The organism is Aquimarina besae (genome assembly GCF_042434905.1).
Classification (GTDB): Bacteria; Bacteroidota; Bacteroidia; order Flavobacteriales; family Flavobacteriaceae; genus Aquimarina.
In genome coordinates this window covers 4,281,642-4,297,864 of the sequence record NZ_CP170199.1, presented here as the reverse complement: position 1 = coordinate 4,297,864, position 16,223 = coordinate 4,281,642, and the positions used below count along the sequence as shown (strand labels likewise).

The 16,223-nt window shown below is 34.3% G+C and carries 14 protein-coding genes and 1 riboswitch; of the genes, 7 read left to right on the top strand and 7 right to left on the bottom strand.

Annotation, left to right across the window (positions count from 1 at the left end; genetic code table 11):
* Positions 1–48 precede the first annotated feature (48 nt).
* Together ACE94K_RS19080 and ACE94K_RS19075 are read right to left on the bottom strand one after the other, a co-directional pair.
* A complete protein-coding gene (locus tag ACE94K_RS19080) occupies positions 49–1,080 on the bottom strand; it encodes a FecCD family ABC transporter permease (RefSeq protein WP_378176172.1) in 1,032 nt (343 codons plus the stop codon).
* Complete coding sequence (locus ACE94K_RS19075) at positions 1,081–2,229, bottom strand: ABC transporter substrate-binding protein (RefSeq protein WP_378176169.1); 1,149 nt, start codon at positions 2,227–2,229, stop codon at positions 1,081–1,083.
* A gap of 126 nt (positions 2,230–2,355) precedes the next feature.
* Positions 2,356–2,662: riboswitch (cobalamin riboswitch) on the top strand.
* Between the two features lie 76 nt (positions 2,663–2,738).
* Here ACE94K_RS19075 and ACE94K_RS19070 point away from each other — a divergent pair.
* Positions 2,739–4,670, top strand: coding sequence for a TonB-dependent receptor plug domain-containing protein (locus ACE94K_RS19070; protein ID WP_378176166.1), 1,932 nt, complete (start codon positions 2,739–2,741; stop codon positions 4,668–4,670).
* 81 nt (positions 4,671–4,751) lie between these two features.
* Here ACE94K_RS19070 and ACE94K_RS19065 read toward each other — a convergent pair whose 3' ends face one another.
* A complete protein-coding gene (locus ACE94K_RS19065; protein ID WP_378176163.1) occupies positions 4,752–6,161 on the bottom strand; it encodes a S41 family peptidase in 1,410 nt (469 codons plus the stop codon).
* 229 nt (positions 6,162–6,390) lie between these two features.
* Between ACE94K_RS19065 and ACE94K_RS19060 the strand changes: the two genes are divergently transcribed.
* From ACE94K_RS19060 to ACE94K_RS19045, 4 genes are all read left to right on the top strand, one after another.
* Positions 6,391–6,900, top strand: coding sequence for an RNA polymerase sigma factor (locus tag ACE94K_RS19060; protein WP_378176160.1), 510 nt, complete (start codon positions 6,391–6,393; stop codon positions 6,898–6,900).
* Positions 6,887–7,393: a hypothetical protein gene (locus tag ACE94K_RS19055; protein ID WP_378176157.1), complete on the top strand. Its 507-nt coding sequence runs from the start codon at positions 6,887–6,889 to the stop codon at positions 7,391–7,393. The genes ACE94K_RS19060 and ACE94K_RS19055 overlap by 14 nt, the downstream gene beginning before the upstream one ends.
* A 50-nt stretch (positions 7,394–7,443) precedes the next feature.
* Entirely contained in the window at positions 7,444–7,977 is a 534-nt protein-coding gene (locus ACE94K_RS19050) for a DUF4252 domain-containing protein (RefSeq protein WP_378176154.1), read from the top strand.
* A 117-nt stretch (positions 7,978–8,094) separates the two neighbouring features.
* On the top strand, positions 8,095–8,643 hold the full coding sequence (locus ACE94K_RS19045) for a DUF4252 domain-containing protein (RefSeq protein ID WP_378176151.1): 549 nt from the start codon (positions 8,095–8,097) through the stop codon (positions 8,641–8,643).
* A gap of 86 nt (positions 8,644–8,729) precedes the next feature.
* On the opposite strand, the gene purB is transcribed toward ACE94K_RS19045, so the two are convergent.
* From purB to ACE94K_RS19025, 4 genes are all read right to left on the bottom strand, one after another.
* The gene (gene purB, locus ACE94K_RS19040) at positions 8,730–10,073 is read right to left on the bottom strand and encodes an adenylosuccinate lyase (protein WP_378176147.1); all 1,344 of its coding nucleotides are present in this window, start codon (positions 10,071–10,073) and stop codon (positions 8,730–8,732) included.
* Between the two features lie 139 nt (positions 10,074–10,212).
* Positions 10,213–10,350, bottom strand: a complete 138-nt coding sequence (locus tag ACE94K_RS19035) for a hypothetical protein (protein WP_378176144.1) — start codon at positions 10,348–10,350, stop codon at positions 10,213–10,215.
* Between the two features lie 39 nt (positions 10,351–10,389).
* Positions 10,390–10,767 carry a hypothetical protein gene (locus ACE94K_RS19030; RefSeq protein ID WP_378176141.1) on the bottom strand — a complete coding sequence of 126 codons (378 nt, stop codon included), beginning with the start codon at positions 10,765–10,767 and terminating at the stop codon, positions 10,390–10,392.
* A 66-nt stretch (positions 10,768–10,833) separates the two neighbouring features.
* Positions 10,834–11,517 carry an NAD-dependent deacetylase gene (locus tag ACE94K_RS19025; RefSeq protein ID WP_378176138.1) on the bottom strand — a complete coding sequence of 228 codons (684 nt, stop codon included), beginning with the start codon at positions 11,515–11,517 and terminating at the stop codon, positions 10,834–10,836.
* Positions 11,518–11,903: 386 nt separating this feature from the next.
* Here ACE94K_RS19025 and ACE94K_RS19020 point away from each other — a divergent pair, with 386 nt between their 5' ends.
* Positions 11,904–12,641: a LytR/AlgR family response regulator transcription factor gene (locus ACE94K_RS19020; RefSeq protein WP_378176135.1), complete on the top strand. Its 738-nt coding sequence runs from the start codon at positions 11,904–11,906 to the stop codon at positions 12,639–12,641.
* A gap of 1,504 nt (positions 12,642–14,145) precedes the next feature.
* Entirely contained in the window at positions 14,146–16,194 is a 2,049-nt protein-coding gene (locus tag ACE94K_RS19015) for an ATP-binding protein (protein WP_378176132.1), read from the top strand.
* Positions 16,195–16,223: the final 29 nt, after the last annotated feature.

The window sequence follows — 16,223 nt, the reverse complement described above, 5'->3', positions numbered from 1 at the left end:
ACCTATTTCATATTAATTAATACTTAATACTAACTACTCAGTACTGAATTAAAACAACATTTTTCGTTTCCTGACCAATAACCAGATTACAACCGGAGCCCCAATCAATGAGGTAATGGCATTGATAGGCAATGTATACTCTGTGCCGGGTAATTGCGAAATGGTATCACATACTAACATAATAATACTCCCAAATAATATAACCGCCGGAATCAATATTTTATGATCCGAAGTATGAAATAATTGTCTAGTCAGGTGCGGAACGGCTAAACCAATAAATGCAATGGGACCTGCAAAAGCTGTAATACTTCCTGCTAATAATCCGGTGGCAATAATAATTAAAAAACGATTTTTTTTAATGTTTAAGCCCAAACTTCGTGCATAATTTTCTCCAAGTAATAAGGTGTTTAACGGTTTGATGGCAAATACAGCCAGTATCATTCCTACTAAAGCAATGACAGAAAAAATGAATACATCCATCCAGGATAAATTTCCTAAACTTCCAAATCCCCAAAAAATGTAACGCTGTAGCTGTTCTGCCGGAGCAAAGTAGGAAAGTACACTTACTATTGCTGCAGTAATGCTACCAAACATAAGTCCAATAATTAAAATAGCCATGGTATCCCTTACTTTGATAGATACTAATGTGACCATAAAAAGTACCAAAACACTCCCGATGCTGGCAGCAATCACAAGTCCCCAATTGGATACTAATAACAATGCTGCAGAACCACCGATAAAAGCACTTCCTAAAATTAGCAAAGCAACACCAAGACTAGCACCAGAACTTATTCCTAATACAAAAGGTCCGGCTAAAGGATTTCTGAATAATGTTTGCATTAGTAACCCGGACACCCCCAATCCGCTACCCACAATAACGGCAGTAATAGCTTTTGGCAGTCTATACTCTATAATAATGAGTCTCCAGGATTCTTTTTCGACATTGGCCCCTATGAGACTTTTTAAAGTGTCTAACCACGGTATTAGGACAGAGCCGAGACTTATATTGGTGACAAAGCATAGTAATAATACTATGATAATGACAATGAATACACTTTTATATGATTTGTTTGGGGTCAACTAGTTCAGTTTTTCGAAAAAATAAGGTTCGTAATCTCTTAATAGTTCAGGGTGGGCAATTTGGATGATATCTTTCAGAATCAAATCCGGACGCATAGGACCTAATTCGTAGTATACTAATCCACCTTTTGCACCAGTTTTTAATGTTGAAGAATATACGGTTTTATTTTTAAATGCGTCAAAAAGGGTGTATCGATTGTTTTTTTTTTCTAGTTCTTCTAATGATTTAGAAGCCCCGGAACCTATCCATAAATCAGCATTCTGCGCTTTTTCCAATACACTTTCAAAATTAAGTGCAACGCTTCCGGTTTGTTGGGTATTTGCCCACAGATAATCTGTATTCGCGTCTTTTAAAATTCTAGCCACAAAACTTTGCCCTCCGGGAACGTGCCAAATATCCTTAAACATGCCACCTGCTAATACCGTGGGTCTTTGAGATGCGCTCTTTGCTAATGAAGCAGCTTTTGTATAATCTTCTTTTATTTTTTCAAAAATTATAGAAGCTTCTTTCTCTTTATTGAAGAATGCAGCTACAAATTTTATCCATTCTGCTCGTCCCAAAGGATGTTGCTCCATCCAGGAACCATTCATTACAACAGGGATACCAGTTTTTTCGATTAAATCATAAGTTCTGGTGTCTCCTGTAGCCGAAAACCCAAAAATTAATTCTGGAGAAAGTTCTAAGACCAATTCGGTGTTCATAGAGCGCTCGCTCCCCAAATCTTTAACCAACCCATTATCTACTAAAGATCTGGTTTTTTCTGAAGAAATATAGTCTGTATTCGGAAAACCTACTAGCTTTTTCTCAAGTTGTAAATACTCTAATATAGGGATTTCGGTTGTAGAAGTAAGTACTGTTTTGTCTATAGGTATTTGTATAAACCGAGTATTCGCATTTGTTGTCAGGTTTGGTCTTTTAGAACCTTTGGGATATAAAATATAAGTAAAAACGTTTTTTGCATTAGGCCAAGGAGCATTTACATTTATTTTCTTATAGCCTTTATGATTTTGAATTGAAAATCCAGTGGCAAACTCAATTTTTTGATCTACTAGTATAGGTGTTTTAATAGTTTCTGTTACTTGTTTATCTTTTTTACAAGAAATAAATCCTAAAGAAAACAGTAGGCAGAGGATAATAATGCTACGCATATTATTTTTTTTGTAAAAGTAATAAATCAATTGTTTAGACATTCTTTTCTTACTTAGATATTCATAACTAATAACTACCTGAATTATTATTTCCTAAAACATAACTTAAATTCTATAAAATATAATACATTCGCGCAGAATTTTGGTTCCAAAACACTTTCATAGTGTTTAGGATTAAAAGGGAATCAGGTGATTTTAGAAATGTGAAATTCGAAAAACAAAATTAGAAATAACAACTTCTACCTTTTCTTTTTCTACTTTCTTTTCTCGTTTTTTAAGAAATTCCTGAGCTGTTCCCGCAACTGTAAGCTTTGTTCGTCTATGACGGATGCTTGTTGTTAATTCTTTAAAACCACTGTCCCGATAGGATCGGGATGGGAAGGTAAACAACAAGACGCAAGCCAGGAGACCTGCCTAGGTTCGTGATAGTAAACTTTCGGGATAGAAGTTTAGGTATGGGTAAACTGCATACTTTTTTCCGGTAATTGTAAAATTAAGTCATTTAGGAAATGAACAAAAAAGTGTTTTTTGGGGCTGCACTATTGATGTTAGGAGCTCAGGTTGTTTCAGCGCAAGATTCGGCCAAAGATGAAAAAGTAAACCAATTAGAAGAAGTAGTACTTTCTGATTCTAAATTCAAATTAAAAAGAGAACTTAGTGGTAAGGTAATTACCAAAATTACTTCAGAAGAATTAGAACGTAGTCAGGGACAATCTGTGGCCACTGTTTTAAACAGAGTTGCCGGAGTATTTATCAATGGTAGTAACAATGCAGCCGGAGAACCATTAGGTGTCTATGTACGTGGAGGTCGTAATCGACAGGTGGTGATTAGAATTGATGGGGTAACGGTAAGCGATCCATCATCATCTGCTGGGGATTTTGACCTTAGATTATTGTCTGTAGATCAAATAGAATCGATAGAGATTCTAAAAGGTGCTTCGAGTACTTTATATGGATCAGGTGCTGCTGCTGCTGTTATTAATATCACTACCAAGTCTGAAAGTAAGAAAGCCATAGCGGCTCAATTTTCCTCAAGTATTGGTACGAACCAGTCACAAGAAGATCAGGACTACGACGTAAACGAGTTTGTAAATTCAGCATCGATTAATGGAACAATTGGTAAGGTAAGTTATTTAGGAAGCTTTAGTAATCAATTTACAGATGGTTTATCGGCTGCAGAGGCAGAAGGTGCAGAGAGTGATGCATATAATAAATTTAACGTGTCGGCTAAATTAGGGTATCAATGGAATAAGAATTTCAGGTTTCATTTTTTCGGAAACTTGGATAAGTATAAAACGGATTTTGATGGAGGAGCCGGGTTTGATGCTGATAATCAATTTAAAAGTCGTCAATTAAGGGGAGGAAGTTTCTGGGAAGCTAAATACCCTAACGGGAGCTTTACATTTGTAGATAGTTATGCCTTGTTAGAAAGAGAATTTATATCTGATTTTCCATCTAGATACGAAAGTAAAGTATACACTTTTGATGCTTATAACAAGTACAATATCAAAGATACTTTTTATACAGTTATAGGTGCCAACGGATCATATAGTGATTTTAATTTATTTAATATTCCCTTTGGTAGCGATGATTTAGAACAAACTATTAATGATAATGAAGCTGATTTTGATATCATTGATCCATATGTCAATTTAGTATATGTATCTGATTTTGGTTTAAACCTAAATGCAGGAGCAAGGCTAAACATTCATAGCGCATATGGCAATCATTTGGTGTACAATATCAATCCATCGTTTACTTATACTTTTGGAGATAATTACCTTAAAGCGTTGGCCAGTTATAGTACGGCATACATCACTCCGTCATTATTTCAATTATATGATACGGCATTTTTTAGCGGAAATCCGGATCTGGAACCAGAAGAGAGTAGAACGATTGAAGGTGGGGTAGAGTTATCTCATGCAAAAAAAGCTATTTTGAGTATAGTATATTTCAATAGAAAATCAGAGAATTTTATCACATTTGACCCAAACACGTTTGTGAATTTTAATTCGCCTACGGATATTGAAGTGGACGGTGTAGAGGCGGAGTTAGATACAAAAATGATTGATGATAAATTGACACTTCGAGCTAATTACACCTATACAAATATATCTAGATTAGAAAATAACATAAGGATTCCGGAGCATACCATTCAGGCAACCATTGGTTACCAACTATTCGATAAAACCTTTACGTCTCTCAGTTATCAATATAATGGAGAGCGAGCAGATACCAGTTTTGATCCAATGACATTTGCACCAACACCGGTTCCTTTGGATAGCTACGGGATTTTGGATTTTTATATCAGTCATGAACTTTTGGAAAATATGACAGTTTTTGCTGCGATGAATAATATCACTAATGATGATTATCAGGAAATATTTGGATTTAATACCAGAGGTAGAAATGCCAGAATAGGATTTAATTTAAAGTTCTAAACCAGAAGTAAAATAGTAACAAAAATGTCCCAAAATCAATCGATTTTGGGACATTTTTTATTTTATAAATTAAATCTTTAGTTACTTCTCTTCAAGATTCTTATACATTCTTTCATAATCAGGGTTGAACATATTGTCACCTCCAATTTCATCAAATGCTAACACGTTTTTTTGTAACGGAGATCGATTTCCTAAGATATCATTGATGGCGGCATTCAGCAGTGGTTCATTAGGATCTCCAAGCTCGCCAAGGTTACTATAATCTTCTCTTAAGCTTATTTCAGGAGTAAATCCATTAAAATAATCTGTGAATCCAACAGAATTAATGGTTTTAAGTACTAGAGGTTGTAATGCGTATGTATGACCTCTATTCAGGTTCGTTCCGGATCTAAAGAAGTTATCAGAATCATAAACTGTTATCGAAGCTTGAAATTTACCTCTCGTTACGTCTCCTACCTGTGTGACATTGATGTATGGATCCAATCCATTAATGATTAGCTCGCTTGCAGAGGCAGATCTGTTTGTGGTAATAATATAAACCTTGCTTAGATTAAGACTATTTATAGCTGCTCCACTTCTGATCTGGTTATCGAAACGGTTGGTATCTCCAAACTGTGGCTGACGATCAGAATTCCATTCTTCGGTTGAAAAGATTTCCCCATTAAATTGTCCGGTAATCATGCTGGCAAGATCTTTTGTAGTCTCTGTATCGCCACCACCATTGTATCGTAAATCTAATATGATATCAGTAACCCCATCCGTTTTAAATTGACCAAATGCATTATTGAGATCATTTTCAAAATTTGATCTAAAAGCGTTGTACATGATATATCCAACCGGATTTCCGCCTACATCCAGTGTTTTGGTTAGAAAAACAGGATTTTCTGTGTATTGTACTTTTGTTAATTCTACCGAAATTCCTGTAGGGGTAATGTCGTTACCATCAAAAGTGGCTAACCCTATAGTGTAAGAATCGGGAGATAGTAATTGACCTGTATTTGTTTCTGTAAGCTGTGTTCCGTTTACGGTATTAAAGATATCTCCTCTTTTAATTCCTTTGGTTTCTGCATCAGTTCCCGGTAGTACGTATCTTACATATCCAAACACTTGAGTAGGATCATTGGGATAACGTACCAATCCAAATCGCATTCCGTTGCTCAGAGAAATTCCATCAAATGATTGTTCAAGAGCAATATAATCATCAACGATCCAACTAAATTCATCCTGACTGGCAACAAAATGATTAAAAAGTGATTCGGGGGAGTCAAAAGAATTTAGGAAATCCGTGTATTCCTGATCTGATGAAAAACGATCATTCGCTAAATCCGGGCTATCTTCTTTATAGAGATACCATACATTCATTCCTCTTCTAATAAAATCCTTGATCTCAAGCTCAGAAGATGGTCTTATCACATCATCATTATCATCAAAACAACTGGTAAACATACTTCCAAAGAAAAGAAGCAGGGTAATATACTTTAAGAATTTCATCTGTTTATAATTATTAATTTTCAATGGTCAGATGTAATTCACCAATAATCATGTTGGTTGATTTCAACATCATTGTTATGGTTCATTTCATAGACTTTTTTTGTTTTATATAACCCTAAAAATAGGTACTTTATTATAATTTAAAAAAAATTGTGTAACAAATTATAGCTATAGTCGTCTCCCTTATATAAAGCTAACAAGTTAGTTTTGTAACAACCAACCAACGAATATGAAAGAAAGAGCATTTATTACGCTTACTAATGGTTTTAAAGACAAGCTGTATAGGTTGGCTAAAAGATTGTTGGTGAGTAATGAGGAAGCAGAAGATGCTACACAAGAGATACTATTAAAGCTATGGAAGAATAAAACCAAAATGGCTGAGTATAAAAATGTAGAAGCATTTGCGATGACAATGACAAAAAACTATTGTTACGATAAATTAAAAGCAAAGGAAGCAGGAAATTTGAAAATCGTACACAGTAATTATAAAGATGAAAGACCATCATTACAGCGAGAAGTGGAAGCAAAAGATAGTCTGGAGTGGGTTGGTAAGATTATGGATGGATTACCAGAACAACAACGAATGATTATTCAGCTTAGAGATATAGAACAATATGATAATGCAGAGATAGCCGAGATGTTGGAAATGAATGAAACAGCAGTGCGAGTGGCTTTATCAAGAGGAAGAAAAACAATACGACAAGAATTATTAAAAAAACACAATTATGGAGTTGTCTAACATAGAAAAACTACTGGAAAAGTATTTTGAAGGAGAAACGACCCTTTCTGAAGAAAAAGAATTAAAGGTTTATTTTACCGGAGAAAGTGTGCCGTCACATTTGGAAAGATACAAAGATTTGTTTCAGTTTTTTTCTAATGAGAGTCAGGTAACCGCTACTTCAGAGGTTCAACTAAGTACTAATAAAGTGCCCTGGTACACCTGGGTAGGTGTAGCAGCATCAATAGCTTTGATTGTGGGGCTGTTTATGACAAATTTGTTGCCGGGAGCAGATCCTGATAAAGGACCGCTTTTAGTAATGGAAGGTAATACAGGTACTATCGAAGATCCTGAAATAGCCTTACAAAAAACCAAAGAAGCTCTCGATTTGGTGGCTAAATTAATGAACGAGGGCAAAAAGGACCTGGTGTACCTTAACGAGTTTGAAACTGCCAAAAAGGATTTGGTATATCTAAATGAGTTCCAAGACGCCAAAAACAAATTAATAAAATAAATACGAATATTATTTCCCTAGATATGGGAACCTTTAAAATTGAAATAATTATGAAAAAGTTTGCAATCATACTATTAGTAGCATTAGTACCTTATTTATCAGTTGCGCAGAGTAATTTTGATAAGTACGAAGATATGAATGATGTATCGTCGGTGGTAGTAACAAGTAAAATGTTTAAGCTGTTGAGCAAAATGGATCTAGAAAGTAATGATCCAGAAGTTAAAGAATATATGAATCTTGTAGAGAACATCAAAAATATTAAAGTATTCGCTACAGAAAACGTTGAAATAGGTCAAAAAATGAAGGCCGATGTTCAAAAATATCTTAGCAGTACTTCTTTAGATGAATTGATGCGCGTGAAGAGTGATGGTAAAAATGTAAAGTTTTACTCTAAACCCGGTAAAAATGACAACTTTGTTACAGAACTGTTTATGTTTATGGAAGGGATGGAAAATGATGGTGGACCAAATACCGTAGTGTTAACCATTACTGGGGATATCGATTTAAGACAAGTGTCTAAAATTGCTGATCACCTAAACGTTCCGGGAGGACAAGAACTTAAAAAAGTAAAAAAGAAAAATTAAGCTTATATGTTTAGTTTAAGTTACACCCAAGCTTCTTCAGACCTCGTCTGAAGAAGCTTACTATACTGATCATCAATCAACCTAGCCTGCAATAGGCGAATCAAAAAACCAATTCAAATGAAAAATATTATAAAAATTACTGCTATAGCTTGCCTGATGTTTCTGATGAGCTGTAATAATGGAGTCTCATTACAACGATATTTCGTGGATCATCAGGGAGATGCAGATTTTATAGCGGTAGATCTGGCAACAAGCCTGTTAGATGCCAAAACCAGAGAAGTAGAGCTTTCTGCAGATGAGAGAGCAGCGTTAGAAAGTATTAAAAAAGTCAATTTTTTGGCGCTACCTTTAAAAGAAAAAACAAAAGCACGATACGAAGAAGAGAAAACAGCGATCAATACTATCCTGGATGCAGAAAAGTATGAAACCTTAATGCGATTTGGGTCTAATGGAACAAAAGCTGTATTAAAGTTTCAGGGAGATGAAGATAACATTGACGAAATGATCGTATTTGCTTCCAATAATGAAAGAGGTTTAGCATTGGTACGGGTTTTAGGAGATGATATGAAACCTGAAAATATCGCAAAACTCATGAATGCCATAGATAAAGGAAACTTAGATATTGGAGCTATTAAAGATATTTTGGGAGAGGTCAAAATCGATTAAGAACGAATTATCATATCTTAAAAATAAAAGCTTCGATTTAAATGAGTCGAAGCTTTTTTCTTACGATAAATTCCATTAACCATCAGCTATATCCCCGTATAGTTTGAAGGAGTAATTACCTTTAATTCAGATTTTATGCTATCGGATACTTCTAAGGTTTCAATAAAATTTGCAATAGAGTTCTGATTGATCTTAGCATTTGTTCTGGTTAATCCTTTTAGTGCTTCATAAGGATTAGGATATCCTTCTCTTCTTAAGATCGTCTGAATTGCCTCTGCCACGACTGCCCAGTTATTCTCCAGATCCTGAGCAAACTTTTCTTCGTTTAATAATAATTTATTCAGTCCCTTTAATGTCGCCTGAAAAGCAATAATGGTATGTCCGAAAGGTACACCTACATTTCTCAATACCGTGCTGTCGGTCAAGTCACGCTGTAATCGACTCACCGGTAATTTTGCCGATAGATGTTCGAACAAAGCATTTGCAATACCAATATTACCTTCGCTATTTTCAAAATCTATTGGATTTACTTTATGTGGCATCGCAGAGGATCCAACTTCTCCTTTTTTGATTTTCTGTTTAAAATAATCCATAGAAACATAGGTCCATACATCACGATCCAAATCTAAAATAATAGTATTGATACGTTTTAGTCCATCAAACAAGGCAGCCATATGGTCATAATGTTCAATCTGAGTGGTTGGGAAGGAGTGATGCAGTCCTAATTTCTCTTGCACAAAACGGGTTCCAAAGGCTTTCCAGTCGATAGAAGGGTAGGCCACCTTATGTGCATTAAAATTTCCGGTGGCTCCTCCAAATTTGGCAGCACTAGGGATGTCATTTAATAAATCAAACTGAGCTTCTAATCGAGTTACATATACCTGAAACTCTTTTCCTAATCGAGTAGGGGATGCAGGCTGTCCGTGTGTGCGTGCCAGCATAGAAACATCAGACCATTCTCCTACTAAGGATTTAAGTTTCTCCAGTAACTCTAAATAATGCGGAATGTATACATCACCAACAGCTTCTTTGATGCTTAAGGGAATCGCTGTGTTATTAATATCCTGAGAGGTTAATCCAAAGTGAATAAATTCTTTATATGCTTGTAATCCGAGTATATCAAACTTCTCTTTGATAAAATACTCTACAGCCTTTACATCGTGGTTGGTTACTTTTTCGATGTCCTTAATAGCCTGCGCGTCTTTTGTAGAGAATTGTGTGTAAATTTCTCTTAACTTTTCAAAAATAGCAGTATCAACATTCTTTAGCTGCGGTAGCGGAATTTCGCATAGGGCAATAAAGTATTCTATTTCTACCAGAACACGATATTTAATCAAAGCTTCTTCACTAAAATAGGTACTTAATGATTGTGTTTTAGAAGCGTAGCGACCATCAATGGGTGATATTGCCTGCAAAGGAGATAATGACATAATGTTGTTTTTTTGAAAGCTGCAAAGATAATTTATTTAATACCGAATATCGAACCATAGCGAATGATTTTTTGTTGAAAGTTGTGTATTTTGAAGAAAGAGGAAAGAGGAAAAAGTTTTAATTACTACCTACAACCTACTATTTAAGTTTCTTCAAAATCATCCTGGACCTTGCTTGATATGCAGCGCTTCCAGAATGATAATTATTTTCCAGTGTTATTTTTAGTTCGGGATGCACCCAGTCAAATTCGGTACCCAACAGATATAAGCTGGTCATAGAATATGCCTTTGGAGCAACCTTTTGGTCAGAGATCAGTCAATCAAAACAAGCTTCAGTTATTTTTTCTCGATGGCTCAGAGTAATATATTTTTTGACTTCGGGACTTTTGTCTTTATAGTATGCCAGCATTAAATACTCACATATTTTTGCCACTGGTCTTACAGCCGGATCTTGATAAACTTTAGGGAGTAGTGCTATAAAGGTATCTAAATACGGTAACATTGCTTCCAGATTCTTTTTACATAAAAACTCTAGTCCCCAAGAAGCTTTGCAGGATATTTCGTCATCTGTTAAGTGACAGATTTCTAAAAGTTGTGGTAATAAATCAGGGTTTTGTAAAATCAGATTAGCGAAATAATTTCGCTTTTCTCTGGAATGATTCGTACTTCTAATTTCATCCTCAAGATTCATCATTCTATCTCAGGTTTTGTTATTTCAGTATTCAGTATTCAGTATTCGGGATCAACTACCAACTATCAACTAAAACCCACCAACCAACTCCTTCACTACTTTAGGAACACCTACAGTAGCTCTTTCTGCCAGAATATTTAAATTTTCTTTTGGCGCTATTGCCGGTTTCGGATCTATAAAATATATAGGAGTGGTCTGTGGAGCAAATTGTAAAAGACTTGCAGCAGGATATACCTGCATAGAGGTGCCAATAATCATAAGAATGTCTGCCTGTTCAGTTATTTGTATTGCTCGATCCAGCATAGGAACTTCTTCACCAAACCATACGATATGAGGGCGTAATTGAGAGTTGTATTCACAGAAATCTCCGATGTTTAGATCGGTTTTCCAATCTAATATTAAGTCTTCATCAAACTGACTTCTTACTTTAAGCAATTCTCCATGTAGATGCAGGACATTACTACTGCCGGCTCGTTCGTGTAGATCGTCTACATTTTGAGTTACAATGGTAACTTGATGAGTTTCTTCCAAAGTGACCAGTGCTTTATGAGCAAGATTAGGAGAAACTGAGCGTAATTGACTTCGTCTTTTATTATAAAAATCCAACACTAATGCCGGATTATTATGCCATCCAATAGGAGAAGCAACTTCCATAATATCGTGACCTTCCCACAGTCCATCGGCATCCCTAAAGGTGTTAATACCACTTTCTGCACTGATGCCAGCGCCTGTAAGTACTACTACTTTTTTCATGTATCGAAATTTATTTAGCTAAAACTATTCAAAATATTTCAATTTACCCTTAACTAAGTATATCAAACATCTGTAAATGGTGCCTAAGTAAATTTAAAACACATACAATTACATAAAATTTACAGTTGTTTTTGCTAAAACATACTAAGGGTTATCTTTTTTCGTTTAGAGAATCTTAACCCCATAAACCGATAATATGTTAGTTTACCCCGATCAAAGAAATGCTCCTATCCCTTACAAGCAGTACGACTCCGTACTAATTTTGTGGTTTTACCGTAACATAGGTATTCTTAAAAATCCTAACTTGTATTCAGTAAATGTGTACAATTTTTTTAAGAATACTAATAGTATTTAATAACCAACGCTAACCTTTAATTGTTTACCTCATGAAATACCCTTATATCATTATTGATAATGATCAGAATTCTGCACGCACAATTCAGATCGCATTAGAAGATCACAACAATTATATCTGTACAGGAATTGCTAAAAATGAGCAAGAAGCCCTGGACTTGATTTTGGAGAGAAAGCCAAGATTGGTTTTTTTAGAGCCAGAAGTTCCCGGAGTGCAAGCTTCCAAAACGCAGTATAATTTAATGTCAGAACTTACCAAATACATGACCAACCTACCGGAGTTTGTTGTTATTACCAAAACTTCGGATTATGCTATAGAAGGTATCCGTAATAAGGTTTTGGATTACATTCTTAAACCATTGACTAAAAGTGATTTAATTAAAACTTTACACAGGTTTGAGAAAGACTTTGATGAAGTGATGGATAATACCTTGTGTTTTAAATCATACGGAGATTACCGTTTTGTAAATATTGATGAAGTATTGTATCTAAAAGCCGATAATAATACTACAGATTTTATTATGAGCAATGGGAGTAAGGTAGAAGCATTTAAAACATTAAAGCATTTTCAAAACTTATTGCCGGATCATTTTGTAAGGATTCATAATAGCTATATTATTAATACTAAGTATGTGTCGAGAATACATTTTGGAAAAGCAAAATGTGCTATTAAGAACACTACAGATATGATTCCATTCTCTAAATCTTATAAAACAAATGTAGAAGAGATTAAGGATACATTGGCAAAGAATAGTTTCTTGTATGTGTAGTGAAACCCTATTTTGAAAAACGAAATGTATTCAAAATAGCTGGTTGAACTACATCCCAGCGTAGGCTGGGATCCAAATGCAATTATACTTTTGCTTTGCCAAATCGCGTAGCGATAAAATAAACTAAGTAGTCGAACTACATCTCTGCGTATCAAACTGAGATAACACTCTGAACCGATCGAAGTATTGTAGAAGCAAGACAATATTTAATTAGTTGAATATTAATAAAAGTATGCTATTTATAAGTATCTAGTAAATGTGTATGAAAGCACCCTGTTATTAATATTGATTTCACACAAAATCATTATATTATAGAATGTAAGTCAGAAAGAGGTTGTCTAAAAAGCCTATAAAACCTGAAATTGTCAGTCTGAGCCTGTCGAAGACATTTTGAAAATCAAAAAGTTAAAACTTCGACAGGCTCAGTTTGACATTGTAAAGTAACTTTTTAGACAGCCTCTTTTCGTGCTAATAATTTTTCAACATCTCCCTCAATCCCTCTTCAAAGAGGGAGGTTTTTCACTGAAACGTTTTAATTCTGTTTATAATCATATGATCCTACGAGTGTAAGTTCCTTCCCCTCAGGGAAGGCTAGGATGGGTGTCTTAGAATTTAGTGTTTTCAGTTTTATTTCGATTGCAACCTTAATAGCAATTTTCCCTTTACTTCTAATTAATTATTTCCTTATGCACTACATTTTTGCAGTGGGGATTTTTTCTAAGGTTTTTGAAACTAAATACTTACATATGATAGAGGGAAATTTCTGATTCATTTTTGGGGAATATCTATAATCCATTGTGTTTCAGTGATAAGGGAAACAAATGGTCAAAAATGATTTAGATGTTCATTTTATGGCATTTTCACTTTTTTTTAAGTTTTTTTTGCAGTTTCTTTACCAGAATCACACTAGTAAGCTATTTCTTACAAAATAGCTGATTTTTAAAATCAGGTCATCCACCCGTATATCCTACCCATCTACTTCTTAAAAGCATCCATCTACTAAACACACCTTAATTTATTGGGCGCGTGAGGGTAATCTCCCTACATTTGTAGTGTACAATTAAGGTTATCAACCTATTACACATTTACTAAAAGGATATACAGAGAGAAATCTAAGTATGCAGCTGGCCAGCGAAATCCTTAACATTTAAAACTGAATAAACGTAAGTAAATTCAAAGCAGACAAAAAAAGTCTTAAAAAAAGGAAAATAAAATTTAATAAACTAATTACCAAAATAAGATATAATTTAAAGATAAACCGTTATGAAAGCTATAAAAACTATATTCGCAGTATTATTCGTAAGTTCAATGTTCATCGCTTGTGAAGCAGACAACATCAATGATGAAGTGGGAGTTGAGGAAGTTGAATTTGAAACTGTAGCAGATGGTGAAGATACAGAGGAAGAAGTGGGAACTAATTAAAATAAAACGTCAAATAAAAAAAACAGGAACTTCAAGGAGGTTCCTGTTTTTTTATTTAAATTAGTTAAATAAAAAAGAGTTGATGAAGTTGTTACCTAAATTTTCTATTATTTTATTAATTTTTATTCTTTTATTTAGTTGTAACGATCAAGATATTGATTTTGAAAATGATGAGGTTAAATCAAATATGATCGAAACAAATCTCTCTAATTTTTCTCAAAAATCATTAAGTATTGAGGAAAAAGAAAACTATTTAATGAAGGCGTATGGGATGGTGCGTACTTTACCAAATACCTCCAAAAAACTAGAAGGCTTTCAGAAAATATCAGAAGGATATTATTCTTTAAAAAATTACGAAAAATTTAAAAATGTAAATGAAAAGGCTCTAGAACTGTCTAAATTGCTTAATGACTCTGTAGCGATGGCTAAATCATACGGTTTCTTGGGTATGTATTATAGAAATAAGGAATTAGATAGTGCTTACAAGAATTTTTATAAGGCAGAAAAAATTTATATTTCTTTAGATAATACCAAAAGAGTTGATCCACTTTCCTATGCCTTTGATCACGGCAGAACATTAATTGATTTGGCTAAATTATCGAGGAGAGTAAAAGATTATGGAGAAAGTGAGGATCTTACAATACGTGCCATTGAGAAGTTTGAATTATCTGGAAACACAAAATATTTGCCAATATGTTACACGAATCTTGGAATCTTAGCTAAGTATGTAGAGAGATATGATGATGCTGTAACTTATCATTCCAAAGCTATAGAATATGCCAAGGATTCATCAAAAGATACACTATATGCTGTGTTAGGAAATAATAATATTGGAACAGTTTATAAATCTCAGAGGAAATATGATAAAGCAATGGCTTACTATAATAAAGCTTTATCACATAAACGTTTTTTGTCAAGTAACCCGAAATGGTATGCTGCTTTACTGGATAATTTAGCATATGTAAATTTTTTATCTAAAGAGAGCAATGTAAAGCCAGAAGATTTTCTGAAACCTCTTAGAATACGCGACAGCATAAATGACCTTCAAGGGATAAGCACAAACAAATTGCACTTAGCTGAGTATTATCACTCAATTGGTAATGATAGTATCGCTAAAACTTTTGCGTCACAAGCTCAAAAACATCTGTATGAGCTGAATAATAACGAAGAGTTATTAACGTCTTATCTGCTTCTTGCCAAGGTTTCGAGTAGTGAAGAAGCACTGGGATTTGCACAGGCTCATATTAGATTAAGTGATAGTTTACAACGAGAGGAAAGATTATTTAAAAATGAATTTGCCCGGATTCGTTTTGAAACAGAAGAAAAAGTTGAAAAAATAGCAGAAATCAGCCGCGAAAACCAACTCCTTATCTTTGCTATATTTGGATTATCGGTATTATCATTGTTAGGGTATGTAATTTTTAAACAGCAACAAAGCAATAAAGAATTATTGTTTGAGCAAAAACAGCAACAATCCAATCAAGAGATTTATCGACTACTGCTTAGTCAGCAGCTCAAACTAGAGGAAGGGCGTAAACTAGAGCAACATCGTATGTCAGAAGAATTACACGATGGGGTGCTGGGTAGACTGTTTGGGGTGCGATTAAGCCTGGATGGAATTAATCAACGCGCCAATGATGGTTTTACCGATGCGAGAAATAAATATATCGATGAGTTAAAATCTATAGAGAAAGAAATACGGTTAATATCTCATGATCTAGGTACAGAAACCTTATCGCCCGATATTGCTTATGTAGATGTGGTAGAGAGTTTGGTAAGTGATCTGTGTACCGTACATAAAATGGAGTTTGAGTTTTCTAACGATGAGAACATTGATTGGGAAACCGTAGATGATCAGAAAAAAGTAAATCTGTTTCGTATTATACAAGAGTCGTTACAAAACATTTTTAAACACGCAAAGGCAAAAAGCGTAAAAATAAGCTTCAATTATGTGGATGATAAAATAAATCTTACTATTTTAGATGATGGAATAGGATTCAAAAGCAGTAAGGTCAAAAGAGGAATTGGTTTAAAAAATATTACGTCCAGAGTTACCCAAATGAATGGAGTCGTAGATTTTATAAGTAATCAGGATTCAGGTACAAAAGTATCTGTCGGCATACCAATTTAATTAATAAAAAGTTATCAGATCCGGTTTCA